We start from the raw sequence: 25,457 nt of genomic DNA, 5'->3' as shown, positions 1-25,457 counted from the left end.
TTTGGTTCTGATGTGGCTGGTGTTTCCGATCGTTCCGATCGTCGTCCGGACCCGCTGTTGCCCCGGCTCTGCGGCCTTCGGGCGCCACGCCGCCAGCGTCCGGGGCGGCGGCCGGAGCGGCAGGGGGTGCGTGCTACCATTCGCGGCATGCAAGCTTCCGTCCCTTCCGCATCCTCATCCGCCGCGCCGGGCAGGCTCGTGATCGCGTCACGCGAAAGCCGACTGGCCATGTGGCAGGCCGAACATGTGCGTGCTGCGTTGCAACAATACTATCCCGCGTGCGATGTGTCCATTCTGGGTATGACTACCCGGGGCGACCAGATCCTGGACCGAAGCCTCTCCAAGGTCGGCGGCAAGGGCCTGTTCGTCAAGGAGCTGGAAGTGGCGATGGCCGAGGGCCGGGCCGACCTGGCGGTGCATTCGCTGAAGGACGTGCCCATGGAGCTGCCCGAGGGTTTCGCGCTGGCCGCCGTGATGGAGCGTGAGGACCCGCGCGATGCGCTGGTGTCGACGCGCTTCGCCTCGCTCGACGAGATGCCGCCCGGCACCGTGGTCGGCACCTCCAGCCTGCGCCGCGAGGCCGCGCTGCGCAGCCGCTATCCGCATCTGGTGGTGCAGCCGCTGCGCGGCAATCTGGATACCCGGCTGGCCAAGCTCGATCGCGGCGACTACGGCGCGATCATTCTCGCCGCGGCCGGTCTGAAGCGTCTGGGCCTGGCCGACCGCATCCGCGCGCTGCTGGACCCGGCGACGTCGCTGCCGGCGGCCGGGCAGGGCGCGCTCGGCATCGAGATCCGCTCGGATCGGCCCGAGCTCGCCGCCTGGCTGGCACCGCTCAACCATGTTCCCACCGCGCTGGCGGTCGGCGCCGAACGCGCGGTATCGCGCCGGCTCGGCGGCTCCTGCCAGGTTCCGCTGGCCGCCCATGCCTATTGGGATGGCAGCGGAGATGGCAGCCGGGATGGCGGCCGCCTGCAACTGGACGCCTTCGTCGCCACGCCCGATGGCTCCCGCAGCGTGCATGCGCAGCGCGCGGCCGAGGTCGGCAGCGCCGCCGACGCCGAAGCGCTGGGCAACGCCGTCGCCGACGCGCTGCTGGCCCAGGGCGCCGACGCGCTGCTGGCCGTCGCGCTGCAGAACGGTGGCGCCCCGGGCCCCGGCGGCCACTGAGGGGAAGCGATGCCCCGCCCGACCGTCGTTGTCACACGACCCGCCGGGCAGTCCCGGCAACTGACCGAGGCGCTGCAGGCCGCGGGTCTGGACGTACTGAGCTTTCCGCTGCTGGCGATCGGGCCCGCGGCCGATGACGGCCCGCTGCGCGCGGCGCTGGCGCGGCTGCCGGCGTTCGCGCTGGTCGTGTTCGTCAGCCCCAACGCGATCGCCTATGCGCTCGATGCGCTCGCGCTGGCACAGGGAGGCGCCGCGCTCTGGCCCGAATCGGTGCCGGTCGCGGTGGTCGGGCCCGCCAGCGTGGCGGCGCTTGCCGAGCGCGGCATCGCCGCGCCGCGCCATCGCGTGATCTCGCCGGCGGGGGCCAATGGCAGCGCCCCGGATATCGATCCCGCCGAGACCCGTTTCGACTCCGAGGCGCTGTGGGCCCAGCTCGACGTGCCGTCGCTGGCCGGCCGCGAGGTGCTGATCGTCCGCGGCAACGGCGGCCGCGACTGGCTCGGCGACAAGCTGCGCGAGGCCGGTGCCATCGTGCTGGCGGTCGAGGCCTATCGACGCACGATGCCCGTGCCGGGCTCGATGCAATGGCAGGCCGTGCGCGACGGCCTGAAGCCGGGCGCGGCGCCACAGGCGTGGCTGCTGACCAGTTCCGAAGCCGTGCGCAACCTCGACCAGCTGGCGCGCGACAACCTGTCGCCGCAGGAAGACGCCGCGCTGCGCGAGGTGCAGTGCATTGCCCCGCATGCGAGAATTGCCGAGCAGGCGGCGGCACTGGGCTTCACGCGCGTGCTGCTGGCCGCGCCGGGGGACGAGGGCCTGCAGGCGGCCTGCCTGCGTTGGGCGGAGCCGTATCGGAGTCAATTGCAGGCGACGGCGCAATCGGCTTCACAGCCGGCGTCGGAATTGGCGTCGCAATCGGTGTCGCAACCGGCGTCGCAACCTGTGCCGCCATCGATGTCGCCATCGGTCTCCCAGTCGGAGCCTGGCCCGACTGCCGCGCCCGTCCCCGCGGCCGCTTCGACTGCGCCGGCTCCGGCGCCGGGACCCGCAGCGCAACGGCAGGCGCCATCGCTGGCCGCATCGGCTGCACCGGCGAGCCCGCCCGCCGCGCCGCCCCCAACCCCGCCCACCGAATCACCGCAATCCACGTCAACGAAGGTCGATCGCGTGACGCAACAGCAAACCTCCACCGCTTCCTCCTCTCCTCCACCTGCCGGCATGCCGCCAGGCGCGGCGCCTTCCAGCGCCTCGCCCGGCGAGCGGCCCGCATCCCGCGGCCGCGGCGCCCTGGCCTGGCTGCTGCTGGCGATCTTCGTGCTGGTCGCCGGCGGCGCGTTCTGGTGGCTGCAGCAACGGGTCGACCGGCTGACCGAGGAACTGGCGCGCCGCCAGCAGAACAACGACGCGCTGGTGCAGGAGTCGCGCGTGCTGACCCGAGAGGCGCAGACCACCGTCAAGGAAATGCAGGCCAAGGTCGGCGCGCTGGAAGCCCAGGTCGGCGAGACCCGCGACAAGCAGGCCACGCTCGAGCAGGTCTACCAGGACCTGATGCGCAACCGCGACGACTGGGAGATCGCCGAGATCCAGCAGCTGCTGACCAACGCCGGCCAGCAGCTGCAGCTGACCGGCAACGTGCAGGTCGCGCTGTCGGCGCTGCAGAGCGCCGACGTTCGCCTGGCCCGCTCCGACAAGCCCGAATACAACCAGCTGCGCCGTGCGATCGCGCGCGACATCGGCCGGCTCAAGGCGATGCCCGACACCGATCTGACTGGCGCCGCGATCAAGCTCGACGAAGCCATCAACCAGATCGACGCCTTGCCGTTGCTGTCGAGCGAACGGATGCTCGAACGCAGCGAAGGCACGCCGCGCGGCACGGCGGCCGCGTCGCAGCCCGGCGCGGCGTCGGCCGCTGCTGCGGGGACGGGCGACGGCACCGGCAATCGCGTGACGCAGTGGTTCGCCGGCGTCTGGGCGACCGTGCGCGACGAGCTGATGCGCGTGATCCGCGTGCGCCGCGTCGACGATACCGAGGCGCTGCTGCTGACCGGCGACCAGGGCTGGTTCCTGCGCGAGAACGTCAAGCTGCGGTTGCTGAACGCGCGGCTGGCGCTGCTGTCGCGCAACGAGCAGGTGTTCCGCAACGATCTGGCCGCGGCCCACGGCATGATCGAACGCTATTTCGATACGAAGAGCCGCCGCGTGCAGGCCGTGCAGACCCTGCTGAAGCAGGCGCAGGCCGGCGCGGTGGCCGTGCAGCTGCCGACGATGTCCGACAGCCTCGGCGCGCTGCGTTCCCTGAAGAAGGAGTAGCGCATGCGACTTCTATTCTGGGTGGCGATCCTGTTTGGCGGCGCCGTCGGGCTGGCGCTGTTCACGCAGTTCAATCAAAGCAATGTGGTGCTGTTCTACCCGCCGTATCGGGTCGAGCTGTCGCTGAATCTGGCGCTGGCGCTGCTGTTGCTGCTGTTCTTCATTGCCTGGACCGTGCTGTCGGCGATCCGGCATCTGTCCGAGATGCCCCGGCGCGCCGCCGCTTATCGCGAGCGCAATCGCATGCTGAAGGCGCAGGCCGCGCTGCGCGAAGCGATCGAGAACCTGTTTGCCGGCCGCTTCGCCCGCGCCGAGCGCACCGCGCGCGAGGCCCAGGTCTGGCCCGAGCAGGCCCAGACCGCGGCGCTGATCGGCGCCCGTGCCGCGCACCAGATGCAGGAGGCCGATCGGCGCGACGGCTGGCTGGCCCAGGTCACGGCGCCCGAGCGCGAACAGGCCCGGCTGGTGTCGCTGGCCGAGATGCTGGTCGACGCCCGCGATGCCGATGGCGCGCTGGAAACCATCGCGCAGCTGCAGGCGCAGGGCGGGCGGCAGATCCATGTGCAACGGATCGCGCTGCGTGCGCACCAGCATCTGAAGAACTGGAGCGAGGTGCTGCGGCTCGCGCGCTCGCTGGAGAAGCGCAACGCGCTGCATCCGGTCCTGGCGCTGCGCCTGAAGCAACTGGCCTGCGAGGCCATGCTGGAGGAGCGCCGCCACGACGCCGACGCGTTGCAGGACTTCTGGCGTTCGCTGTCGAACGACGAGCGCCGCGCCGCGCGTATCGCCGAGCCGGCCGCGCGCTATTTCTCGGCGCTGGGCCGCCAGCAGGAAGCGCGCCGGATCGTCGAGGACGCGCTGAAGGTCAATTGGGACAGTCGGCTGGTGCTGCGCTACGCCGACTGCGCCGAGCCCGGCCAGGCGCTGCCGCAGATCCAGCAGGCCGAGAAATGGCTGGCCCAGCATCCGAACGATGCCGAGCTGCATTTCACGCTGGGGGTGCTTTGCCTGGGCGAACAGCTGTGGGGCAAGGCGCAGTCCAACTTCGAGCGCGCGCTGAAGTACGCCACCAGCGAAGAACAGCGCCGCCTGCGCGTGCGCGCGCATCTGGCGCTGGCCCGGCTGTTCGAGCAGACCGAACGTCCGGAGGACGCGCAACGGCATTATCGGGAGAGCGCGCTGCTGGCGGCGTAGCACTGCTGGCCGCGTAACACGGCTGGTGGCGTAACACCGCTGGTCGTGTCAAACGAATCCCGGGGCGGCCGCGGTTTTCTCCCCTTTTCCGCGCAGGAACCTCTCCCGCGCGCGGGGAAGGCCGGGGGCCGGGGGAGAAGGCAAGGCGCCCGCTATGCCGATCGCGTCCCCCGCTCCTGCCCCTGCGCCGACTTTCACCACCGCATACCGCTCCAGTGTCTCCTGCCGCGCCACGTCGTGCTGCACGATCGGGCGCGGATAATCCTTCCCCAACGAGATTCCGGCCGCCGCCAGCACCGCTTCCGGCGCAGTCCACGGCGCGTGCAGATACTTGTCCGGCAGGCCCGCGAGCTGCGGCAGGTAACGCCGGATGAAGCGGCCCTCGGGATCGAACTTGCGCGACTGCGTGACGGGATTGAAGATCCGGAACCACGGCTGCGCATCGCATCCCGTCGATGCGGCCCATTGCCAGCCGCCGTTGTTGGCCGCGAAGTCGTAATCGTTCAGCAGGTCGGCGAATACCGCTTCGCCGCGGCGCCAGTCGATGCCCAGGTCCTTGACCAGAAAGCTGGCGCTGACCATGCGCAGGCGGTTGTGCATATAGCCGCTCTGGCGCAGCTGGAGCATCGCCGCATCGATCAGCGGATAGCCGGTCCGCGCCTCGCACCACGCGGCGAAGTACTGCTCCGCCACGGGGCCCGTGCGCCAGCGGATCGCGTCATAGGCCGCGTGGTACGAGCGGCCATCGGCCAGGTCCGGGCGATGGTGCAGCACCATGAAATAGAAATCGCGCCAGATCAGTTCCGACAGCCACGTCGCCGCGCCGTTGGCGTCCGCCCCGCCCCGCAGCATCGCCGCATGCGCGGCGCGCGCCAGCGTACGGATCGAGATGGTGCCGAAGCGCAGATGCACCGACAGATAGCTGGGCCCGCGCACCGCGGGGGAAATCGCGCCGGCGCGCATAGTCGCCCAGCCGGTCGAGGAAGGCATCGAACAGCGCGTGCGCGCCCGGACTGCCCGGAGCGAGCGGCACTGCCCCCGGCTCGGCCGGGGCGAAGCCGAGCGCTTCCAGTGTCGGCAGCGGCCGGTCGTGCCCCGGCGGCAGCGGCGCCAGCGCGGGCAGATAGGGCGCGACCGGGTAGGGCCGCAGATCGAAGGGCTGCAACGCCTTCAGCCATGCGTTCTTGTACGGCGTGAAGACCGAGAAGGGCTTGCCCTGGCCGTTCAGGATCTCGTCGCGCTCGAACACGACCTGGTCCTTGAAGCTGAAATACAGGCGCGCGTCGGCGGCCAGCGCATCAGCCACGGCGCGGTCGCGCTCGATGGCCGCGGGCTCGTAGTCGTGGTTGGCGAAGACCGCCTGCACGTCGAGTTCGCGGGCGAGCTCGGGGATCGCCGTGCGGGCCGCGGCGTGCAGCACGATCAGGCCGCCGCCGGCCTCGCGCAAGGCCTTGTCCAGCGGGGCCAGCGACGCGAGGATGAAGGCCACGCGGCGATCGTTGGTCAGGCCGCGCGCCAAGCTGCGCGCCAACAATGGGTCGAGGATCTCCCGATCGAATACGAACGCGCACCATACCTGGCGGGCATGCTTGAGGGCATAATGCAGCGCCGCGTGGTCGTCCACGCGCAGGTCGCGGCGAAACCAGACCAGCGCGCGGTCGAACGAACGGCCGACGCGGTACGGTTCGCGATGGGGGGGATGGGTTCAAACTCGATTCTCCTTGAGCGCCGCGCCGCGCCGCCGGCCGCGCAACCGTTTACCGTAGCATGGCCCCCTGCGCCATTCCCCTGCAACGCGCCGCTTTCCCCCCGACCCCCCTGATCGCCGATGAACTCGAAGACCCCCAAACCGCCCAAGACCACGCCGCTGGACCGCATCCTGCAATCGCAGGGCTTCGGCACGCGCCGTTATTGCGGGGATCTGGTGGCGGCCGGCATGGTCGAGGTCGAGGGCGAGCTGTGCGAGGACCCGCGCGCCGAATTCGTGCTCGAAGGGCTGCGCCTGACCGTCGATGGCGAGGACTGGGTCTGCCACGACAAGGCCTATCTGATGCTGCACAAGCCGACCGGATACGAGTGCTCGCAGCGGCCGCTGCATCATCCCAGCGTCTACACGCTGCTGCCGGTGCCGCTGCGCGAGCGCGGCGTGCAGGCGGTCGGCCGGCTCGACCAGGACACCACCGGGCTGCTGCTGCTCAGCGACGACGGCCAGTTCATCCACGCGCAGACCTCGCCCAAGCGCAAGGTGCCCAAGGTCTACGAGGTCGCGACGGCGGAGCCGGTCACCGAGGCCCAGGCCGCGGCGCTGCGCGAAGGCGTGCAATTGGAGGACGAACCGGCCCCGATTGCCGCGCTGGCCTGCGAGATCGTCGGCGAACGCGCGCTGCGGCTGACGCTGGCCGAAGGCAAGTATCATCAGGTCAAGCGGATGGTCGCCGCGGCCGGCAACCATGTCGCCGCACTGCACCGCAGCCGCATCGGCGGACTGGCGCTGGACCCGGCGCTGGCGCCCGGAGAATGGCGCTGGCTGACGCCGGCCGATCTGGCTGAACTGGCGCGCAAGGACTGAGGCAGGGGGCGGCTGCGGCCGCGATGCTGCGGCGCAACGGCTGTGGGGCGGCGCGCACCGTCCAGATCCCTGCGCGGGCCCGGAGGAGGGAATCTTTTCCGGAACATTGGCGCTGATTTGATAAAATGCAACGCATGGCGACGTCCGCAGCCCCCATCAATCTGACGAATCAATTCCTGATCGCCATGCCTGGCATGGCGGATCCGACTTTTACCGGCGCCGTCGTCTACATCTGCGAACACAACGAGCGTGGCGCGCTCGGCCTGGTGATCAACCGGCCGATCGACATCGACATGGCCACGCTGTTCGACAAGATCGATCTCAAGCTCGAAATCCAGCCCGTCGCGCAGCAGCCCGTCTATTTCGGCGGACCGGTGCAGACCGAGCGCGGCTTCGTGCTGCACGACCCGGTCGGCGTCTATGTCTCGTCGCTGACCGTGCCCGGCGGCCTGGAGATGACCACCTCCAAGGATGTGCTCGAGGCCGTCGCCAACGGCAGCGGCCCGCATCGCTTCCTGCTGACGCTGGGCTATGCGGGCTGGGGCGCAGGCCAGCTGGAGGAAGAACTCAGCCGCAACGGCTGGCTGACCGTGCAGGCCGACCCCGAGATCGTATTCAGCGTCCCTCCCGAGGAACGCTTCGCCGCCGCCATTCGCCTTTTGGGCATCGATATCACCATGCTCTCCGGCGAGGCGGGGCATGCCTAGCGCGGACGCGGCCACGCCGCTCCACAAGCCGGCGCCGCAAGGTGCGCCCGTGTCCGCCGTGCCAACCGACGGCACCGTATTGGGTTTCGACTACGGCGAGCGCAAGATCGGCGTGGCGTTGGGCAACTTCATCACGCGCGAGGCGCGGCCGCTGACCATCCTGCCGAACATCACCGTCGAAGGGCGCTTCGAGGCCGTCGCCGCGCTGATCGCCGAATGGGCGCCGGTGCATCTGGTGGTGGGCCTGCCGCTGACGCCGGAAGGCGGCGAACAGCCGGCGACCAAGCTGGCGCGGCGCTTCGGCAATCAGCTCAACGGCCGCTTCAACCTGCCGGTGACCTGGGTCGACGAGCGCTACAGCTCGCTCGAGGCGCAGTCGGCCGGCGCCAGGCCGGGGGCGCTCGATCACGAAGCCGCCCGCATCATCCTGCAACAGTATTTCGACCAACTCCCGCTATGATTTCCAACGTCACCCTCGACGCCGAGGCGCTCTACCGCGCGCTGCGCGACCACGTGCAAGGGATGCTGTCCGCGGCATCGGGCTCCGCCTCGGACTCCGGTTCAGGCGGTGCGCCCTGGTCGATCGCCGGCATCTATTCGGGTGGCGCGTGGATCGCCGAGCGGCTGGCTGCCGATCTGCAACTGCCGCATCACGGCGTGATCAATGTGGCCTTCCACCGCGACGATTACGCGAAGAAGGGCCTGCACAGCCAGGCGCAGCCAAGCACGCTGCCGTTTTCGGTGCAGGACAGCCAGGTGCTGCTGATCGACGATGTGCTGGCCACCGGCCGCACCATCCGCGCCGCGGTCAACGAGCTGTTCGACTACGGCCGGCCGGCGCGCGTCGCGCTGGCCACGCTGGTCGATCGCGGCGGCCGCGAGTTGCCTATCGCGGCGGACTTCGTCGGCGAGCGCATCACGCTGCCGCGCGGCACGAACCTGGTGCTGTCGCGCGAAGGCGAGGGCGCCGGCATCCGTTTTTCCTTCGCCACCGAAACGCTGAACGGCAACCACGATTCCGCCGCCGGCTGACCGGCACGCATTACCGCAGTAGAGAACGAGCACACAAGCCCGAGCCAGGGCAAGCACCAGCACAAGTACCAGCACCCGCGCACCCGTACCGAGCCAAACCGCACCCGCCCACGCCTCACCCATGACCAAGACGTTCCGCAACCCGCAGCTCACCAGGAACGGCGAGCTCAAGCATCTGCTGTCCATCGAGGGGCTGTCGCGCGACATGATCACGCACATCCTCGACACCGCCAGCCAGTTCGTGTCGCTGTCGGACTCCGACCGCGACGTCAAGAAGGTGCCGCTGCTGCGCGGCAAGAGCGTGTTCAACCTGTTCTTCGAGAACTCGACGCGCACCCGCACCACCTTCGAGATCGCCGCCAAGCGGCTGTCCGCGGACGTGCTGAACCTGAACATCAATGCGTCGTCGACCAGCAAGGGCGAATCGCTGCTCGACACCATCAACAACCTGTCGGCGATGTCGGCCGACATGTTCGTGGTGAGGCATGCCAGCTCGGGCGCGCCCTACCTGATCGCCGAGCACGTCGCGCCGCACGTGCACGTGATCAACGCCGGCGATGGCCGCCATGCGCACCCGACGCAGGGCCTGCTGGACATGTACACGATCCGGCATTACAAGCAGGACTTCACCAGGCTGACCGTGGCGATCGTCGGCGACATCCTGCACTCGCGGGTGGCGCGCTCGGACATCCACGCGCTGACCACGCTGGGCGTGCCGGAGGTTCGGGCGATCGGGCCGCGCACCCTGCTGCCGTCGGGGCTGGAGCAGATGGGCGTACGCGTCTTCCACAACATGGAAGAGGGGCTCAAGGGCGTCGACGTGATCATCATGCTGCGGCTGCAGAACGAGCGCATGAGCGGCGCGCTGCTGCCGTCGGCGCAGGAATACTTCAAGGCGTTCGGCCTGACGCCGGAGCGGCTGGCGCTGGCCAAGCCCGATGCGATCGTGATGCACCCGGGGCCGATGAACCGCGGCGTCGAGATCGATTCGGCCGTGGCCGACGGTCCGCAGTCGGTGATCCTGAACCAGGTCACCTTCGGCATCGCGGTGCGGATGGCGGTGATGGGCATCGTCGCCGGCAACAACGACTGAAACGACTGAAACGACAAAAAGCGCGATCCACCAGGCAGGCGTTGGCCTGAGGACCGCCGCCAAGCACCAAGACAAGCCGCAATGGCAAGCGATAGCAAGCGACACGATATGAAGATCCACATCAAGGGTGGCCGCCTGATCGACCCGGCCGGCAATATCGATGCCCAGCAGGACCTGTTCCTGGCCGCCGGCAAGATCGTCGGCATCGGCAACGCGCCGGCCGATTTCCAGGCCAACAAGACCATCGACGCCCGCGGGCTGATCGTCTGCCCGGGCCTGGTCGACCTGTCGGCGCGGCTGCGCGAGCCGGGCTACGAATACAAGGCCACGCTCGAGTCCGAAGTGGCCGCGGCCACCGCGGGCGGCGTCACCAGCCTGGTGTGCCCGCCCGATACCGACCCCGTGCTCGACGAGCCGGGTCTGGTCGAGATGCTGAAGTACCGCGCCCGCACGCTGAACCAGACCCATGTGTACCCGCTCGGTGCGCTGACGCTGGGCCTGAAGGGCGAGGTGCTGACCGAGATGTCGCAGCTGACGGAAGCCGGCTGCGTCGGCTTCTCGCAGGCCGAGGCGCCGATCCGCAACACGCAGGTGCTGCTGCGCTCGCTGCAGTATGCGCAGACCTTCGGCTTCACCGTCTGGCTGCGGCCGGAAGACCCATTTCTCGGCGGCGGCGTCGCGGCCAGCGGCGCGGTGGCGTCGCGGCTCGGCCTGTCCGGCGTCTCGGTGATCGCCGAGACCGTGCGGCTGCATACGATCTTCGAGCTGATGCGCTCCACCGGCGCGCGCGTCCACCTGTGCCGCCTATCGTCGGCGGCCGGGCTGCAGCTGGTGCGCCAGGCCAAGCGCGAAGGGCTGGCGGTCACCTGCGACGTCAACATCCACCATGTCGGCCTGACCGACATGGACATCGGCTACTTCAACTCGCAGATGCGGTTTTCGCCGCCGCTGCGCAGCGGGCGCGATCGCGACGCCATCGTCGCCGCGCTGGCCGACGGCACCATCGACGCGCTGTGCTCCGACCATACGCCGGTCGACGACGACGAGAAGCTGCTGCCGTTCGCCGAGGCCTCGCCGGGCGCGACCGGCCTGGAACTGCTGCTGCCGCTGACGCTGCGCTGGGCCGACGAGCACAAGGTGCCGCTGGTCAAGGCGCTGGGCCGCATCACCAGCGAGCCGGCGCGGGTGATCGGCCTGCCGGCCGGTCGCCTGACGGTCGGCGGCGCGGCCGACGTCTGCCTGTTCGACCCCGAGGCGGTGTGGAAGGTCGAGCGCCGCACGCTCAAGAGCCAGGGCAAGAACTCGCCGTGGCTGGGCTACGAGATGCGCGGCCGCGTCACGGCCACGCTGGTCGGCGGCCAGCTGGTGTACGAGTTGGCCGGCCAGTCGCGCAACGGCGAGGCGCAGGCCGCCCGTTGACGTCACCGCGCCGCGACGCCCTTCGCCTGCCGACGCGCCTCGCCCGCATGGCGCGGGAGAGGGCGCCCGCAGGAGAGGGCAACAGTTGCTGGCAAACCGCCACCGACCCCATGACGCCGACATTCCCCATCACGGCATGATCGCCCTGCGCAAGCTCGCCCTCTGCCTGCACCTGCTGCGCGGCCTGCTGACCTGCGCGGTCCTGTTCCCGTGGCTGGGCAAGGCATCGCGCCAATGGCATATCCGCCGCTGGTCGCGCCGGCTGCTGCGCATCTGCGGCGTCGACATCGAGCTGATCGGGCCGGTGCCGGAGACCGGGCGCGGCGCCATGGTCGTCGCCAACCATATCTCCTGGCTCGATATCTTCGTGATGCACAGCTGGGAGCCGGCCCGTTTCGTCGCCAAGTCCGAGATCCGCGACTGGCCGCTGATCGGCTGGCTGTGCGCGCAGACCGGCACGCTGTTCATCGAACGCGGCCGCAAACGCGATGCGCATCGGGTGCTGCACGACATCACCGACTGCATGCTGCAGGGCGACCGCGTCTGCGTGTTCCCGGAAGGCACGACCACCGACGGCACCGACGTGCTGCCCTTCCACGCCAACCTGATGCAGGCGCCGATCTCCGCGGGCCTACCGGTGTTGCCGGTGGCGCTGCGCTATTGCGACGCCGCCACCGGCGAACGCACGGTGGCGCCGGCCTATATCGGCGACCTCACGTTGCTGCAGACCCTCGACGCGATCCTGCAGGCGCCGCCGATCACGGCGCAGGTCGCATTCGGCCCGCCTCTTCAGGCGGGCGAGTGCGAGCGGCGTGCCTTGGCCGAGCAATCGCGCGAAGCGGTGCTTGCGCTGTGCCGGCAGCTGGAGGGCGAAGGCGAACTGGAGGTTGAGCTGAAGGGTGAAGCGGTGTCGCCGGCCGGCGAGCCGTCGGGCACGCCGGCGCAAACCACGGCAGCCGGCAATCCGGCCTGATCGTCGGTGCGCCAGCGCACCGCCATTCCCGGCAAGGGGATGACAATATTAGCCTAAAGGATCACAATATTGGGGGCAATCGACCTGGATGACCTCGCGGTCCGCCGGTTCGGGCGCCATGCGGGCGGCGGTCAGCTGGCCGCCCCAGACGCAGCCGGTATCGAGCGCCATCAGGTCGGGCCGCATCACCAGCCCCAGCGTCGACCAGTGGCCGCAAACGATCGTGGTGTCCCGGGTGCGGCGTGCCGGCACATCGAACCACGGCAGGAGGCCGTCGGGCGCCTTGCCCAGGCCCTCCTTGGTCTTGAGGTCCATCACTCCGTCAACGGTACAGAAGCGCAACCGGGTCAGGGCGTTGATCACGACCCGGTGCCGCTCGATGCCACGCAGCCCCTCGTGCCAGCGGTTCGCCGCATTGCCAAAGATATCCGCGAGAAATGCTTTCCAGCCCGGTCCCCGCAATTCGCGCTCGACTTCGCCGGCCAGTTCCAGCGTTTGCTCCACCGTCCATTGCGGCAGCACCCCGGCATGGATCAGCAGGAAACCGTCCTGATGCAGCGCCAGCGGTCGATGGCGCAGCCACTGCAGCAGTTCCTCGCGGTCCGGCGCCTGCAGGATGTCGTCGAGCGTGTCAGACGAACCCGGATTGCGCACGCCCGCGGCGACCGCTAATAGATGGATATCGTGGTTGCCCAGCACCGACTCGGCCCGCTCGCCCATCGCCCGCACCCGGCGCAGTGTCGCCAGCGAAGCCGGCCCGCGGTTTACCAGATCCCCGACGAAGCGAAGTGGCGCATCGTCGGGGATTTTGGTGACAAGTTGTTCCAGGGAAGGGTCGCAACCTTGCAGGTCGCCGACGGCGTAGGGGTAGGGCGCTGGCACCGAGGAATGGGGCATAGAGGTAAAAAAGAGAGCCGGAGGCGGCTTTTTGTCGATTGTAAAGAGGGGGGGGCGTGAGCCGTTACAACAGGCTACAAAAAGATGACTGGCCCGGGTAATCCCCGGGGGGCGCTCGGATAGAATACCGCCACTTCTGAGAACACTGATGATCCTGCCGTCCCCCAAACGGATCGAGGCGGGCGCCGGGCTATTGTCCCGTTTTCGAAACATATCGATAGTTAGGGAGAAAGGGGTTTGCCGCACATCCTCGTGACTGGCGGCGCTGGTTTCATTGGCGCCAATTTCGTCTTGAACTGGCTTGACAATGCCGACGCCGACAGCGTCGTCAATGTCGACAAGCTCACGTACGCCGGCAACCTGAAGACGCTCGCGTCGCTCGACGGCGACCCGCGTCACGTTTTCTCTCGCACCGACATCTGCGATCGCGCCGCGCTGGACCGGCTGCTCGCCGAGTATCAGCCCCGCGCGGTCCTGCACTTCGCCGCCGAAAGCCACGTCGACCGCTCGATCCATGGCCCCGGGGAATTCATCCAGACCAATATCGTCGGCACCTTCACGCTGCTCGAGGCCGTGCGTGCCTACTGGAGCGGCCTCGACGACGCCCGCAAGGCCGCCTTCCGTTTCCTGCACGTGTCGACCGACGAGGTGTTCGGCTCGCTCGGTCCGAACGATCCGCCGTTCTCCGAGACCACGGCCTACGCGCCCAACAGCCCGTACTCCGCGTCGAAGGCCGGCTCCGACCACCTGGTCCGCGCTTACCACCACACCTACGGCCTGCCGGTCCTGACGACCAACTGCTCGAACAACTACGGGCCGTATCACTTCCCGGAAAAGCTGATCCCGCTGATGATCGCCAACGCGCTCGGCGGCAAGCCGCTGCCCGTCTACGGCGATGGCCTGAACGTGCGCGATTGGCTGTATGTGGGCGACCACTGCTCCGCGATCCGCGAAGTGCTCGCGCGCGGCCGGCTCGGCGAAACGTACAACGTCGGCGGCTGGAACGAGAAGACCAATCTGGACGTGGTGCACACGCTGTGCGACCTGCTCGACGAACTGAAGCCGAAGGCCTCGGGCTCCTATCGGGACCAGATCACCTTCGTGAAGGACCGGCCCGGACACGACCGGCGCTATGCCATCGACGCCCGCAAGCTGGAGCGCGAGCTCGGCTGGAAGCCGGCGGAAACCTTCGAGACCGGCCTGCGCAAGACGGTGCAGTGGTATCTGGACAATCTGGCCTGGGTGCAGGATGTGATGTCCGGTGAATATCGGAATTGGGTGGCGAAGCAGTATGCGGCATAGCGCGGCGAATGCGCCCACGCTTCTTGTCCTTGGCAGCAATGGACAGGTCGGGTTCGAGCTGCGGCGTAGCTTGAGCCCGCTCGGTCCTGTCGTAGCGCTTGACCGCACCGCGTGCAACCTCGCACGTCCCGACGAGATCCGGCGCGTCCTGCGTGAAGTGCGGCCCGATGTAGTCGTCAATGCCGCGGCATACACCGCCGTGGACAAAGCTGAATCGGAAGCTGAACTCGCCCATGCGATCAACGGCACAGCGCCGGGCGTCCTGGCCGAGGAAGCGAAAGCATTGGGCAGCTTGCTGGTGCATTACTCGACCGACTATGTGTTCGATGGCGCGAAGGCGGCACCGTATGTCGAGACGGATGCACCCAATCCACAGTCCGTCTATGGGCAGAGCAAGCTGGCGGGTGAACAAGCCATTCTGGCTGTCGGTGGCGACGCACTGATTTTTCGCACCTGTTGGGTGGCCGGCGTCCATGGCGGTAATTTCGCCAAGACCATGCTGCGGTTGGCGCGTGAGCGCACCAGTCTGCGTGTGGTGGCCGACCAGCACGGTGCGCCGACGACGGCCTCCTTGATTGCCGATGTCACGGCGCATGCCATTGCACGTCGCCGATTCTCGAACGCCGACGTTGGTGCGGCGATGACGGGCGTATTCCATCTGGCAGCCTCTGGCGAGGCAACCTGGCACTCCTATGCGAGCGAAGTCGTGCGGTACGCCGCCAGTCGAGGCGCAATGCTGAAGGCCGGCGTCGACGCCATCGAAGCCATCTCCACGGCCGAATATCCCCTGCCGGCGCCGCGTCCACGCAATTCGATGCTGGATACCAGCAAATTGCGGCAGTGCTTCGGCGTTTTTCTCCCGGATTGGAAGAGCGAGGTCCACCATATGCTCGACCAACTCCTGCATTGAACCGAATATGCGCAAAGGCATCATCCTGGCCGGGGGTTCCGGCACACGCCTCTATCCGATCACGCGCTCCGTGTCGAAGCAGCTGCTGCCTGTCTACGACAAGCCGATGATCTACTACCCGCTATCCACGCTGATGCTGGCGGGGATCCGCGACATCCTGATTATTTCGACGCCGGAAGACACGCCGCGCTTCGTCGAAATGCTTGGCGACGGAGCGAGTTGGGGCATCAACCTCCAGTACGCGGTACAGCCTTCGCCGGACGGCCTGGCGCAAGCCTTTATCATCGGTCGCGACTTTGTCGGCAATGATCCGTCGACACTGATCCTGGGCGACAACATCTTCCACGGTCACGACCTGGTCGCTCAGTTGCATCGCGCCTCAGCCGCTACCGAAGGCGCAACGGTATTCGCCTATCACGTGCACGATCCCGAGCGCTATGGCGTGGTGGAGTTCGACGACGACTGCCGCGCGGTGTCGCTGGAGGAAAAGCCTGCCAAACCGCGTTCGAACTATGCCGTGACGGGCCTGTACTTCTACGACAACCAGGTCTGCGACATCGCGAAGGAGATCAAGCCCTCCGCGCGCGGCGAGTTGGAGATCACGGACGTCAACAAGCGCTATCTCGAACTGGCGCAGCTCAACGTCGAGATCATGGGGCGCGGCTACGCGTGGCTGGATACCGGTACCCATGATTCGTTGCTCGAGGCGGCCAGCTTCATTGCGACGCTGCAAAACCGGCAGGGTTTGATGGTCGCATGCCCGGAAGAAATCGCTTATCGGAGCAAGTGGATCACTGCCGAGCAGATCGAACGACTGGCCGAGCCGCTCGCCAAGAATGGCTACGGGCGGTATCTGCGCCAGATCATTTCTGAAAACGTTCGCTGATCCCACCATGAATCTGACTATTACGCCGACAGCCCTGCCTGAGGTGCTGATTGTCGAACCCAAGGTGTTCGGTGACGAGCGCGGCTTCTTCTACGAGAGCTTCAATGCGAAGGCTTTCGCGGAAGCCACCAGTATCCGCTCGGCGTTCGTGCAGGATAACCACTCGCGTTCGGTGCGCAACGTGCTGCGTGGCTTGCACTATCAGATTGGCCAGCCGCAGGGAAAGCTGGTGCGAGTTGTTGTTGGCGAGATCTTTGATGTCGCGGTGGACCTGCGCAAGAGTTCGCCGACCTTCGGCAAATGGGCGGGTGTCCGGCTTTCTGCCGAGAACAAGCGCCAATTGTGGGTGCCAGAGGGCTTCGCCCACGGTTTCCTCGTGACCTCCGATATGGCAGAAGTCCTGTACAAGACCACCGACTATTACGCGCCCGAAAGCGAGCGCAGCATTCGCTGGAACGATGCAGACCTTGGGATTGATTGGCCGGTGAAGGGCGATCCAATCCTGGCAAACAAGGATCGCGTTGCAGGCTCGTTTGCCGAGGCCGAGTACTTCGCATGACCAAGGTTCTGCTGATTGGTGGTGGCGGTTTCATCGGAGCACGCCTGGCACGGCAGTGCGTGGCGGCCGGACTGTCGGTTCGTATCGCTGACGTGGTACAACCCGCCGCCGATGCAGATACAGCGGACGGCTGCATCGAATACGTCGTCGGTGACTTCGATGATTCTGCCGATCTGGAGCGCATGCTCGACGGCGTGAATGTTGTCGTACATCTGGTGCATCGTGCCATGCTGCTCGGGCTGGATTCGAGCATGGTGCAGGAGATGGAGCGCAACGTTGCCCCGACGGTGCGGTTGTTCGATCGGTGTGTTGCCGACAAGCGTCTGCGGCTCATTTTTGTTTCTTCCGGAGGCACCGTATACGGGGAACCGGAAGAGCGCACGCCCATCGTCGAACGGACTGCGCTGCGGCCGATTTCGGTCTACGGCACATCCAAAAGCATGATCGAGCAGGTGCTGGGGCTGTATGCCGCACAGCGCGGCTTACAAGCCATTGTGGTGCGCCCCGGCAATGCCTACGGTCCCGGTCAGCACCCATTCAAAGGGCAAGGGCTGATCCCGACCGTGATGGCGTCGGCACTGCAAGGCAAGTCCGTCACGATCTATGGCGATGGCAGCGCGGTGCGCGACTATATCCATGTTGACGATATCGCACGCGGCATCCTGGCTGCGATTCAGGCGGGGCGAGGAGGCGAGACCTACAACATCGGAACTGGCCTGGGGACGTCGATCAATGCGTTGATCAACGATTTCATCCGGCCCGCGATGGCTGCCAAAGGCGTCGAAATCGACCTGCAGTATGCGCAACCGCGCGGTGTCGATGTCGCGTACAACGTGCTCGATCCCACGCGACTGGCCGAGCAATGCGGCTTCCGTGCCGCCATCGATCTTCAGACCGGTATCGCCGAGACCTGGGATTGGATATTTGGAACTTACGGCGGGGCGGACCACCGATAGATGGTCGAAGCTTGCCCCGCGGTGAGCCCTTTACGCTGTGACGGCATCCTGGTGCGCGCGTCCATTCCGCGGTAATTCCCGTCAACGACACGGCTACACCGCAAGGACGTGTCGCGGTGAACGGCAGGCGCGAACGAACGAGGTAATTGCAGAAGGTATGAATCCACACCAACAGCTTTCCGTCTCGCCATGGGCGGCCGTCGGCTCCGTATGGCGGAATCGAGGATTGATCAACCAAATGACGCGCCGCGAAATTCTCGGCCGTTATCGTGGCTCGATCATGGGACTGACCTGGTCGTTCTTCAATCCGATATTGATGCTGGCGGTCTACACCTTTGTCTTCAGCGTGGTGTTCAAGGCGCGCTGGGGAGTCGGCACGGAGGAAACCAAGACGCAGTTCGCCATTGTGCTGTTTGTCGGCATGAATATCTTCGGCTTGTTCGCCGAAACGCTGAATCGCGCGCCCACGCTGATCACGTCGAACACGAATTATGTGAAGAAGGTCATCTTTCCGCTGGAGGTGCTTCCGGTCGTCGCCGTCGGTGCCGCGCTGTTTCACACGCTGATCGGGGTGATGGTTCTGATGGCAGCGCTCGCCATCACGCAGGGCAGCATTCCAATTTCGGCATTGGCCCTGCCGTTGATCATGGTGCCGCTACTGCTGTTCTCGCTTGGGCTGGGATGGATCTTCTCATCGCTTGGCGTCTATGTACGCGATGTGGCCCAGACCGTGGGCATCGCCACCACCGTAATCATGTTTCTGTCGCCGGTGTTCTATTCGGTCCATGCGCTGCCCGAGGGATATCGAAAGGTGCTGTTGTTGAATCCGTTGACGTTCATCATCGAGCAGGCCAGAGCCGCCGTCGTGTTCGGCCATTGGCCGGACTGGCTCTTGCTCGCCGCATATACGCTAGGCAGCGCCGTTGTTGCATGGATCGGATATTGGTGGTTCCAGAAGACTCGCCGGGGGTTCGCTGATGTCCTCTAATGAACTCGCCATTTCCGTTGCTGGCGTCAGCAAGCGTTACGAGCTGTATGACACTCCGCGTGATCGATTGAAGCAATTCGTGATGCCGCGCCTTGCGTCGATGGTCGGAGCCAACGCAGGGCCCTACTTCCGCGAATTCTGGGCGCTGCGCGACATCTCTTTCGACGTGCGCAAAGGCGAGGCGGTCAGCATTATCGGCAGCAACGGCAGCGGCAAAAGCACCTTGCTGCAGATCATTACAGGAACGCTATCGCCGACTACCGGCGAAGTCCGCACGCAGGGTCGTATTGCGGCGTTGCTCGAGCTGGGGTCGGGTTTCAATCCCGATTTCACCGGCCGTGAGAACGTGATGCTGAATGGTGCGGTGCTCGGGTTCTCCAACGACGAGATTCTGCGCCGCTTCGATTCCATCGCGGCATTCGCGGATATCGGCGAGCATATCGATCAGCCTGTACGCACCTATTCGAGCGGCATGCTGGTGCGGCTGGCCTTTGCGGTGCAGGTTCAGCTGTCGCCCGATATCCTGATCGTCGACGAAGCACTGGCGGTCGGAGACGCGCTGTTTCAAAAGCGCTGCTATCAGCAGATCGAACGTTTGCTCAACGATGGCGTGACGCTGCTGTTCGTGTCTCACGACCAGGAGACCGTGCGGACGCTGACCAATCGTGCGGTCTTGTTGAACTCGGGGCGGATGACAGCGATTGGCAATTCGTCCGAAGTGGTGCTCGAGTACCGCAAGCTGCTGCATGCGCGGGAGTCGGAGTACTACAGCAAGATTGCCAATGAATTGAAGCAGCGTGCGACATCGCAGGCGCTGGTATCTGCTCCCGCGCCTGCATTGGCGCTGGCCGGCGAACACGAGGACGTTGATGAAGCCCCCGCTGGCGACGCAGGCGCTTCGGCCCACGCGGCGGCGCAGGGCACACCCACCAGCATGTTGGGCCGACTCGAGTTCGGCGATGGTGGTGCGACCGTAGTCAGCACCGAGGTGCTCGATACACAAGGCGAGCCGTGCACCGTTTTCCATCCCGGCGAGAAGGCCCGAATCCGCATCGTCTTCGAAACGACGCAACCGCTTGAACACCTCAATGTCGGCGTCCGCATCCGCAACAAGGAAGGGATCAAGATCTATTCCTGGGGCACGCTCAATCAGGACATGCGCGTGCTGGCCGGGTTGCAGCAGGGCGAGGTTTTCTGGGAGCGGCGCTTCCGGGCCAACGAGCGCGTGGCGGTCGAACTGGAGTTTCCATGCGCGTTGGGATCCAACCTCTACGAGGTCCAGAGCACGATCACCTACGAGGCAACGCCCGACTACATGTCGCAACGGCAACTGCACTGGGTGGACGAAGCCGCCTTCTTCCAGGTACTGGTCAAGCGGGACGAGAATTTTTTCGGTGGCATCGTGGATCTTGGCATGCGGGCCACGTTTTGACTCGCAGCCATCGCCAAGCCCCATGGCCGTAGCCAACCAATATTCGTACAGGATTCTTCAGTGAGCACAACCGATATTTCTTCCCTCACCAGGCAGGTGCTGGCGTTCTGCGGCCCTGGGAAGGTGCTCGATATAGGACTTGCGCCGGGCGACGTATCGCGCGAAGTGAGGCTGTTCGGTTTTCATGGTCAGTCTTTCGACATCGGCAGCCTCGTAGGCGCGCCGATCGCCGACGGGTCGCCGGCATGGCAACTTCCATTCGGCGAGAATGCGTTCGACACGGTCGTCGCGAGCAACTTTCTGGAGCGGCTGAACGAAGAGCAGATTGCGCCGGCTCTGCGGGAACTGCGCCGCGTGGCGCATCGCTTCATGCTGCTGCGTGTGCCGACGATACAGCAACCCGATGGGCAGGAGTCGCTCCCCAGCGTGGGAAACCGGGCCTGGTGGGAGGCTGCCTGTTTCTCAGCCGGCTGGCGTAAGCATCCGCGTTACTACGTGGCGTCCGACTATGCCAGTCTTCAGCAGGATGCGCCGTGGATCGTGATCCCCCCTGGAAAAAATTCCGGATGCGGCCCTGGAGACGTATCCGCTGGAGCGGCTGCGGGAGGAACGTGACCTCCATATGGACATGCTGCGTGAGAGCGGCAGCCGCTCCGACGCACACGTATTCCGTTATCAGCTGGCGGCCCGCTTTGTACGCCCGGGCGACGTGGTGTTGGATGCGGCCAGTGGTCTTGGGTATGGCAGCCACCTGATCTGGACCGGGACCAAGGCCAGCAAAGTGATCGGCATCGATGGCAGCGAATACGCGGCCAAGTACGCGTCGAGCAATTTCGGCTATGCCGACGAGGGCCTCGAGTTTCGCGAGGGCTTTCTGCCACAGTGCCTGCATTCGATTCCGGATAACAGCGTGGACCTGGTGGTCAGCTTCGAAACCCTGGAACATGTCGAGGACCCGGAAGGCCTGCTCGCCGAGTTTGACCGCGTACTGGCGCCGGGCGGACGTTTTATTGGCAGCGTGCCGAACGACTGGAGCGACGAAACAGGTGAGGATCCCAATCCCTTTCACCTGCACGTCTATACGCTCGAAAAATTCCGCCAACAGCTCCGCGCGCGCTTCGCGGTGGAGAAGTTCTTCAGCCAGACCGCTGACCGCGTGAAGAAGCTGGGCGCCAAATGTGAATGGGTAAGGCGCCCCCCGCTCTCTGGTGGAACTGGACAATGCCGATGCCGAGCCTATCGAGGCGGAATGGTGGCTTTGCGTCGCCATGAAGCCCCCATTCGCCGGTGCCAGCGTTCCATACTCGGAGCGGCATTTCACGGACGCGGAGCAGCGCGCCGCGGGCCATGCGCTGGCATTCGGGCGCGACTACGACAATCCATGGCTGGTTCGCGCCATGGTGTCGATCGGCTTGCGCACGGAGTCGCCGGACCTGCAGATGGAATGGGCCCAACAGGTCCTGGCGTCCAGTGCGCCTGATAGCGCGGATCGCGGCGCAGCGTTGGCGATTCTTGCCTACCGTTTGCTGGACAAACAGCCGGCCGGCGATGCGGAACAGCTTTGCGCGGAAATCCAGAAGTACGTGTCTATACCGCCGCGCAATCCCAACGCCAGACGTTGGGCGATTTCGCTTAACTATGTGCTGGCTCTCCTGCACCTGGAGATGGGCCGGAGGGCGGAAGCCGCGGTGGCTCTAGCCGCGGTGCTGCGCGACAATCCGGCCGAATACAGCGTGACCCTGGTGACCAAGGCCGTCGACGCGGCCTGGTTGCTCGGCTCGATGCATCTGGCCGACGGCAAGCAGGAACTGGCCCGGGAGATTTGGCGTAACGAGGGGCTTCGCTGGATGAGGGCGGTCGGAGCCCATATGACGTCCGTTTCGGACCAATATGATCCGCCGACTTTCGAGCCGCGCGAGATGGCATCCGTGGTCCGCAAGATCGGCCGACTCTTCGCCGGTGGGAAATTCGCCGACTTGGCACAATCGCATCCCTCGGTATATCAAGCCGAAATCGAGGAGGAGGCATTCGCCACACAGATGCGCATCGATGCCATGGCAGACGAGCGCAAGCGCATGGCGGCAGAAATCAAGGAGTTGCGGGCGTACCTGGACGCCGTGCTGGACGGCAAGGCCTGGCTTGAGGAGAACCGTGCACGGACCATTGCGTACGTGGAGGACCTGGAGGCTTCCCTTCGGGACCGCGATGCTGAGGTTGCGAGCTTGCAGGCTGAGAATCAGTCGTTGGCGGACGGCAAGAAGTGGCTGGAAGAACACCGGGTACGCACGATGACGTATGTCGAGCAACTGGAGGCATCGCTTCGCGACCGCGATGCCGAGGTCGCGGGGTTGCACGCCGAGAACCGGTTGTTGGCGGACGGCAAGAAGTGGCTGGAAGAAAATCGCTTGCGCACGATGGCATATGTCGAGAAGTTGGAAGCGTCGCTTCGTGAGAGCACGGAAGACTCGGCGTCGCCGACGCTCGCCGCTCCCGAATCACAGAAGCCGGCACCTGACGATAAGTAGGGGTCACGATTTATCAGGCGCAGCTTGTCCTACCTACCCTCCAACGAATAGCAGATAACAAGATCAAATCGAGCCGAGAATGCAAGCCTCAGTCATGACCGGGGAAATCCCGCCGAATCCGGCCATCAGTGCCATCATGACCTTCCATGGGGAGAAGGTCCTGGCACACTTTGCGCTGCTGGGTCTGCAGCGGATGCGTGCAGTCGCCGACAGCCAAGGCATTGCCGTCGAACTCGTCGCGGTGCTGGATTGCGCCGACGATGAAACGGCCCGTATCGTGACGGAACATCCCTCGGTGCGATCGAGCGACCAGATCGTGCAGGTCCGGAATGCCGACCTCGCCTCGTCGCGCAATGACGGGATCGCGCATGCCACCGCACCTTATATCGCGATCCTCGATGGCGACGACTACTACTGCCGGCACTGGTTCGTGTCGGCGTTGCACAAGGCGCAGTTGGCCTCGAACGACGTCATCGTCCATCCCGAATTGACCATCTCGTTTGGTGCCGTCCATTGCGTTGCGAAGACGTTCGATATGGACTCCGCCGATTATCCGCTGGCCGGTTGCATGATGGACCATCCCTGGATCTCCTGTTCATTCGGTAAGCGGGACATCTATCTGCGGCATCCCTATCAGCTCACGAACGTCCGCACCACCGGATTCGGCTACGAGGATTGGCATTGGAACGTGGAAACGCTGGCTCACGGCGTGCGCCACGTCACCGCGCCCAGAACGGCGATGTTCTATCGTCGCAAGACATCATCGATGGTGGTCGAGATGGTGCAAAGCGGCGCGACCGTACGGCCCAGCCGCTTTTTCGATGAGCCCGAGAAATGGCGGGATGGATTCGCCTATATGGGAGGCCAGTCGTGAAGCAGCTGAGCAAAAAGGCCTTGCGGGCACTCTGGCGGTCGGTGATCAAGCCGCTGGTGCGCATGTTGCCACCGTCGAGAAGCGACCAGATCGAAACGCTGGTCCACTACACGAAGCTGACATTGGTCGGGGGACATACCATCCCGTTCCGGTCCTTGGAAGCGCATACCAAGCACGAGGTAGTCCCGACGCCTACGATTTCCCCGGAGGTCGCGGAGCGACTGATTGTCGGAGACGAGTTGACGGAGGCTCCGGCGACTGTAGTTGAGCCAGCGGCCGACACGGATGACGCCGGCATTGTGCCCTCATGGGTGATCGACGAGATGCGCGAGCTCGCCGACATCGAGCCGTCGCTGTATCCGACCCCCCGATCTGCTATGGTCCTTCCAACGCTACGTCACCCCAGCCCGTCCTGGCGCAGGCAACCTTTATGCGGCGTGTTATCCGGCGGTGCGTGACGCGCGACCGGATCTGATTATCCTGGCACCCTGGCTCAAGCACGGTGGCGCCGACCAAGGCATTCTGCACCATGCCGAAGCAGCGGTGGCCGCAGGCAAATCCGTGGTCGTGATCACGACGCTCGACGCCGAATCGCCGTGGGCGAGCCGCCTCCCGAAAGGTGCGCACTTCTTGCCGCTGGGTACGATGGCGAGCGGCCTGCCGCACGACGAACAACTGGCGGTGCTCACGCGCATTCTGCTTCAGTCGTCCGCCAAGACGATTCACCTGATCAATTCGCCGTTGGGCTGGGATGTCGTGCGCTATCACGGAAAGTCGCTGCGCGCCTTGGGCAAGGCGATATTCGCCAGCGTCTTCTGCGATGACTATGACGCCCATGGCGTGCGGTGGAGCTATGCGCAACTCTATTTCCCGAGTTGCCTGCCTTATCTCGACGGCATCTTCTGCGACACCGAATACTATCCGCGGGAGTTGGTGCGGCGTTACGGTGCGCGGCGGAACTTGTTCCATACGCTGTACTTTCCGCACGCAATAACCGCAGCGCCGCGGTATCGGGCTGGCTCCAAACGCTCTGTACTGTGGGCGGGACGCTTTAGCCGGCAAAAGCGGGTCGATCTGCTCGAGGAGATTGCGAAAGCCATGCCCGACGTGCACTTCGAAGTTCACGGATGTGGCACGAGTTCCGAGGAGAAAGCCGTCGCGAAACGGCTGATGGCACTGAGCAATGTCACCGTCAATGGACCATTCGAGTCGCTCGATCGAATCGCGGGGCAGGGCCAGCATGGCGCGTTCCTCTATACGTCCGCGTGGGACGGCTTGCCTATCGTGCTACTGGACGCCACGGCCGCAGGGTTGCCCATTGTTGCATCCGCGGTTGGCGGCGTCGGCGAATTCATTTCCGACGCAACCGGCTTCCCGGTAAAGAGCGGCGATGGTCTGGAGGGTTACGTGCGCGGGCTTAGCGTGCTGCTCGATCAGCCGGAGGAGGGCCGTGCCCGTTGGCAACGCGCCGTCGATTTGCTGGAACAGCGCCACGCCGCTGCGCTGTTCCGCTCCGTCGTCGAACGGATCCCTGGCTATTTGCAGTGACGCGAGTACAGTGCATTTCGGCGCGTAGCAGGGCGGTATTTGGCCGCTCCTGGTCCTTTTCGCCGCCGCCCCTGGCGGAGCGCCGCCAGATAGACCCGAGGCCGTGTCCGCAC

Annotated in this window: 24 protein-coding genes and 1 pseudogene; 23 read left to right on the top strand and 2 right to left on the bottom strand. The window is 65.7% G+C overall.

Annotation, left to right across the window (positions count from 1 at the left end):
* The first annotated feature begins 147 nt into the window (after positions 1-147).
* Genes hemC through OJJOAM_RS06015 form a run of 3 tightly spaced genes read left to right on the top strand, consistent with a single transcriptional unit; the run spans position 148 to position 4,674 of the window.
* Entirely contained in the window at positions 148-1,170 is a 1,023-nt protein-coding gene (hemC, locus tag OJJOAM_RS06025) for a hydroxymethylbilane synthase (RefSeq protein WP_422649208.1), read from the top strand.
* 9 nt (positions 1,171-1,179) lie between these two features.
* The gene (gene hemDX / locus OJJOAM_RS06020; RefSeq protein WP_422649207.1) at positions 1,180-3,480 is read left to right on the top strand and encodes a fused uroporphyrinogen-III synthase HemD/membrane protein HemX; all 2,301 of its coding nucleotides are present in this window, start codon (positions 1,180-1,182) and stop codon (positions 3,478-3,480) included.
* Between the two features lie 3 nt (positions 3,481-3,483).
* The gene (locus tag OJJOAM_RS06015) at positions 3,484-4,674 is read left to right on the top strand and encodes a heme biosynthesis protein HemY (RefSeq protein ID WP_149317736.1); all 1,191 of its coding nucleotides are present in this window, start codon (positions 3,484-3,486) and stop codon (positions 4,672-4,674) included.
* Between the two features lie 171 nt (positions 4,675-4,845).
* On the opposite strand, the pseudogene OJJOAM_RS06010 reads toward OJJOAM_RS06015, so the two are convergent.
* A pseudogene (locus tag OJJOAM_RS06010) lies at positions 4,846-6,325 on the bottom strand (cryptochrome/photolyase family protein); the annotation flags it as partial.
* Positions 6,326-6,502: 177 nt separating this feature from the next.
* Between OJJOAM_RS06010 and OJJOAM_RS06005 the strand changes: the two are divergent.
* The 7 genes from OJJOAM_RS06005 (at position 6,503) to OJJOAM_RS05975 (ending at position 12,467) form a co-directional block, all read left to right on the top strand.
* Positions 6,503-7,243, top strand: coding sequence for a 16S rRNA pseudouridine(516) synthase (locus OJJOAM_RS06005; RefSeq protein ID WP_422649206.1), 741 nt, complete (start codon positions 6,503-6,505; stop codon positions 7,241-7,243).
* 134 nt (positions 7,244-7,377) lie between these two features.
* Positions 7,378-7,950 (top strand): YqgE/AlgH family protein, encoded by a 573-nt coding sequence (locus OJJOAM_RS06000; RefSeq protein ID WP_006575892.1) that lies wholly within the window; start codon positions 7,378-7,380, stop codon positions 7,948-7,950.
* On the top strand, positions 7,943-8,410 hold the full coding sequence (gene ruvX / locus OJJOAM_RS05995; protein WP_422649205.1) for a Holliday junction resolvase RuvX: 468 nt from the start codon (positions 7,943-7,945) through the stop codon (positions 8,408-8,410). The genes OJJOAM_RS06000 and ruvX overlap by 8 nt, the downstream gene beginning before the upstream one ends.
* Positions 8,407-8,982 (top strand): bifunctional pyr operon transcriptional regulator/uracil phosphoribosyltransferase PyrR, encoded by a 576-nt coding sequence (pyrR, locus tag OJJOAM_RS05990; protein WP_422649204.1) that lies wholly within the window; start codon positions 8,407-8,409, stop codon positions 8,980-8,982. The genes ruvX and pyrR overlap by 4 nt, the downstream gene beginning before the upstream one ends.
* 121 nt (positions 8,983-9,103) lie before the next feature.
* On the top strand, positions 9,104-10,075 hold the full coding sequence (locus OJJOAM_RS05985; protein ID WP_422649203.1) for an aspartate carbamoyltransferase catalytic subunit: 972 nt from the start codon (positions 9,104-9,106) through the stop codon (positions 10,073-10,075).
* A gap of 108 nt (positions 10,076-10,183) precedes the next feature.
* On the top strand, positions 10,184-11,494 hold the full coding sequence (locus OJJOAM_RS05980; protein ID WP_422649202.1) for a dihydroorotase: 1,311 nt from the start codon (positions 10,184-10,186) through the stop codon (positions 11,492-11,494).
* Between the two features lie 136 nt (positions 11,495-11,630).
* Positions 11,631-12,467, top strand: a complete 837-nt coding sequence (locus OJJOAM_RS05975) for a lysophospholipid acyltransferase family protein (protein WP_422649512.1) — start codon at positions 11,631-11,633, stop codon at positions 12,465-12,467.
* Positions 12,468-12,515: 48 nt separating this feature from the next.
* Here OJJOAM_RS05975 and OJJOAM_RS05970 read toward each other — a convergent pair whose 3' ends face one another.
* Positions 12,516-13,349 carry a symmetrical bis(5'-nucleosyl)-tetraphosphatase gene (locus OJJOAM_RS05970; protein ID WP_422649201.1) on the bottom strand — a complete coding sequence of 278 codons (834 nt, stop codon included), beginning with the start codon at positions 13,347-13,349 and terminating at the stop codon, positions 12,516-12,518.
* 252 nt (positions 13,350-13,601) lie between these two features.
* Between OJJOAM_RS05970 and rfbB the strand changes: the two genes are divergently transcribed.
* The 13 genes from rfbB to OJJOAM_RS05905 all read left to right on the top strand — a co-directional run bounded on the left by rfbB (position 13,602) and on the right by OJJOAM_RS05905 (position 25,344).
* Positions 13,602-14,666 (top strand): dTDP-glucose 4,6-dehydratase, encoded by a 1,065-nt coding sequence (gene rfbB / locus OJJOAM_RS05965; protein ID WP_422649200.1) that lies wholly within the window; start codon positions 13,602-13,604, stop codon positions 14,664-14,666.
* Positions 14,656-15,576, top strand: a complete 921-nt coding sequence (gene rfbD / locus OJJOAM_RS05960) for a dTDP-4-dehydrorhamnose reductase (RefSeq protein ID WP_422649199.1) — start codon at positions 14,656-14,658, stop codon at positions 15,574-15,576. Before rfbB ends, rfbD begins: the two co-directional genes overlap by 11 nt.
* A gap of 7 nt (positions 15,577-15,583) precedes the next feature.
* Positions 15,584-16,462, top strand: a complete 879-nt coding sequence (gene rfbA / locus OJJOAM_RS05955; protein ID WP_422649198.1) for a glucose-1-phosphate thymidylyltransferase RfbA — start codon at positions 15,584-15,586, stop codon at positions 16,460-16,462.
* A 7-nt stretch (positions 16,463-16,469) separates the two neighbouring features.
* Positions 16,470-17,021: a dTDP-4-dehydrorhamnose 3,5-epimerase gene (gene rfbC / locus OJJOAM_RS05950; protein WP_422649197.1), complete on the top strand. Its 552-nt coding sequence runs from the start codon at positions 16,470-16,472 to the stop codon at positions 17,019-17,021.
* Positions 17,018-17,977 (top strand): NAD-dependent epimerase/dehydratase family protein, encoded by a 960-nt coding sequence (locus OJJOAM_RS05945; RefSeq protein WP_422649196.1) that lies wholly within the window; start codon positions 17,018-17,020, stop codon positions 17,975-17,977. The genes rfbC and OJJOAM_RS05945 overlap by 4 nt, the downstream gene beginning before the upstream one ends.
* A 157-nt stretch (positions 17,978-18,134) precedes the next feature.
* Positions 18,135-18,965, top strand: coding sequence for an ABC transporter permease (locus OJJOAM_RS05940; RefSeq protein WP_422649195.1), 831 nt, complete (start codon positions 18,135-18,137; stop codon positions 18,963-18,965).
* Positions 18,955-20,397 (top strand): ABC transporter ATP-binding protein, encoded by a 1,443-nt coding sequence (locus OJJOAM_RS05935; RefSeq protein ID WP_422649194.1) that lies wholly within the window; start codon positions 18,955-18,957, stop codon positions 20,395-20,397. The genes OJJOAM_RS05940 and OJJOAM_RS05935 overlap by 11 nt, the downstream gene beginning before the upstream one ends.
* A gap of 60 nt (positions 20,398-20,457) precedes the next feature.
* A complete protein-coding gene (locus OJJOAM_RS05930; protein ID WP_422649193.1) occupies positions 20,458-21,012 on the top strand; it encodes a class I SAM-dependent methyltransferase in 555 nt (184 codons plus the stop codon).
* Between the two features lie 7 nt (positions 21,013-21,019).
* A complete protein-coding gene (locus OJJOAM_RS05925) occupies positions 21,020-21,877 on the top strand; it encodes a class I SAM-dependent methyltransferase (RefSeq protein ID WP_422649192.1) in 858 nt (285 codons plus the stop codon).
* The gene (locus tag OJJOAM_RS05920; RefSeq protein WP_422649191.1) at positions 21,795-22,922 is read left to right on the top strand and encodes a hypothetical protein; all 1,128 of its coding nucleotides are present in this window, start codon (positions 21,795-21,797) and stop codon (positions 22,920-22,922) included. Before OJJOAM_RS05925 ends, OJJOAM_RS05920 begins: the two co-directional genes overlap by 83 nt.
* Before the next feature lie 94 nt (positions 22,923-23,016).
* On the top strand, positions 23,017-23,796 hold the full coding sequence (locus OJJOAM_RS05915; protein ID WP_422649190.1) for a glycosyltransferase family 2 protein: 780 nt from the start codon (positions 23,017-23,019) through the stop codon (positions 23,794-23,796).
* Positions 23,793-24,254, top strand: coding sequence for a hypothetical protein (locus OJJOAM_RS05910; protein ID WP_422649189.1), 462 nt, complete (start codon positions 23,793-23,795; stop codon positions 24,252-24,254). Before OJJOAM_RS05915 ends, OJJOAM_RS05910 begins: the two co-directional genes overlap by 4 nt.
* The gene (locus OJJOAM_RS05905) at positions 24,247-25,344 is read left to right on the top strand and encodes a glycosyltransferase family 4 protein (RefSeq protein ID WP_422649188.1); all 1,098 of its coding nucleotides are present in this window, start codon (positions 24,247-24,249) and stop codon (positions 25,342-25,344) included. Before OJJOAM_RS05910 ends, OJJOAM_RS05905 begins: the two co-directional genes overlap by 8 nt.
* Positions 25,345-25,457 lie beyond the last annotated feature (113 nt).

The organism is Cupriavidus sp. H18C1, from assembly GCF_049311595.1.
Classification (GTDB): domain Bacteria; phylum Pseudomonadota; class Gammaproteobacteria; order Burkholderiales; family Burkholderiaceae; genus Cupriavidus; species Cupriavidus cauae.
The sequence above is the reverse complement of the archived record's forward strand: the minus strand, read 5'-3'. Positions and strand labels throughout refer to the sequence as shown.

Coding starts and splice junctions, on each gene's coding strand:
- OJJOAM_RS05920 (WP_422649191.1), top strand. CDS start 21,795: ATGGTGTCGATCGGCTTGCGCACGGAGTCGCCGGACCTGCAGATGGAA.
- OJJOAM_RS06000 (WP_006575892.1), top strand. CDS start 7,378: ATGGCGACGTCCGCAGCCCCCATCAATCTGACGAATCAATTCCTGATC.
- rfbD (WP_422649199.1), top strand. CDS start 14,656: ATGCGGCATAGCGCGGCGAATGCGCCCACGCTTCTTGTCCTTGGCAGC.
- OJJOAM_RS05915 (WP_422649190.1), top strand. CDS start 23,017: ATGACCGGGGAAATCCCGCCGAATCCGGCCATCAGTGCCATCATGACC.
- OJJOAM_RS05935 (WP_422649194.1), top strand. CDS start 18,955: ATGTCCTCTAATGAACTCGCCATTTCCGTTGCTGGCGTCAGCAAGCGT.
- OJJOAM_RS05925 (WP_422649192.1), top strand. CDS start 21,020: ATGGACATGCTGCGTGAGAGCGGCAGCCGCTCCGACGCACACGTATTC.
- hemC (WP_422649208.1), top strand. CDS start 148: ATGCAAGCTTCCGTCCCTTCCGCATCCTCATCCGCCGCGCCGGGCAGG.
- OJJOAM_RS05985 (WP_422649203.1), top strand. CDS start 9,104: ATGACCAAGACGTTCCGCAACCCGCAGCTCACCAGGAACGGCGAGCTC.
- OJJOAM_RS06015 (WP_149317736.1), top strand. CDS start 3,484: ATGCGACTTCTATTCTGGGTGGCGATCCTGTTTGGCGGCGCCGTCGGG.
- OJJOAM_RS05945 (WP_422649196.1), top strand. CDS start 17,018: ATGACCAAGGTTCTGCTGATTGGTGGTGGCGGTTTCATCGGAGCACGC.
- OJJOAM_RS05980 (WP_422649202.1), top strand. CDS start 10,184: ATGAAGATCCACATCAAGGGTGGCCGCCTGATCGACCCGGCCGGCAAT.
- OJJOAM_RS05940 (WP_422649195.1), top strand. CDS start 18,135: ATGAATCCACACCAACAGCTTTCCGTCTCGCCATGGGCGGCCGTCGGC.
- pyrR (WP_422649204.1), top strand. CDS start 8,407: ATGATTTCCAACGTCACCCTCGACGCCGAGGCGCTCTACCGCGCGCTG.
- ruvX (WP_422649205.1), top strand. CDS start 7,943: ATGCCTAGCGCGGACGCGGCCACGCCGCTCCACAAGCCGGCGCCGCAA.
- rfbA (WP_422649198.1), top strand. CDS start 15,584: ATGCGCAAAGGCATCATCCTGGCCGGGGGTTCCGGCACACGCCTCTAT.
- hemDX (WP_422649207.1), top strand. CDS start 1,180: ATGCCCCGCCCGACCGTCGTTGTCACACGACCCGCCGGGCAGTCCCGG.
- rfbC (WP_422649197.1), top strand. CDS start 16,470: ATGAATCTGACTATTACGCCGACAGCCCTGCCTGAGGTGCTGATTGTC.
- OJJOAM_RS05975 (WP_422649512.1), top strand. CDS start 11,631: ATGATCGCCCTGCGCAAGCTCGCCCTCTGCCTGCACCTGCTGCGCGGC.
- OJJOAM_RS06005 (WP_422649206.1), top strand. CDS start 6,503: ATGAACTCGAAGACCCCCAAACCGCCCAAGACCACGCCGCTGGACCGC.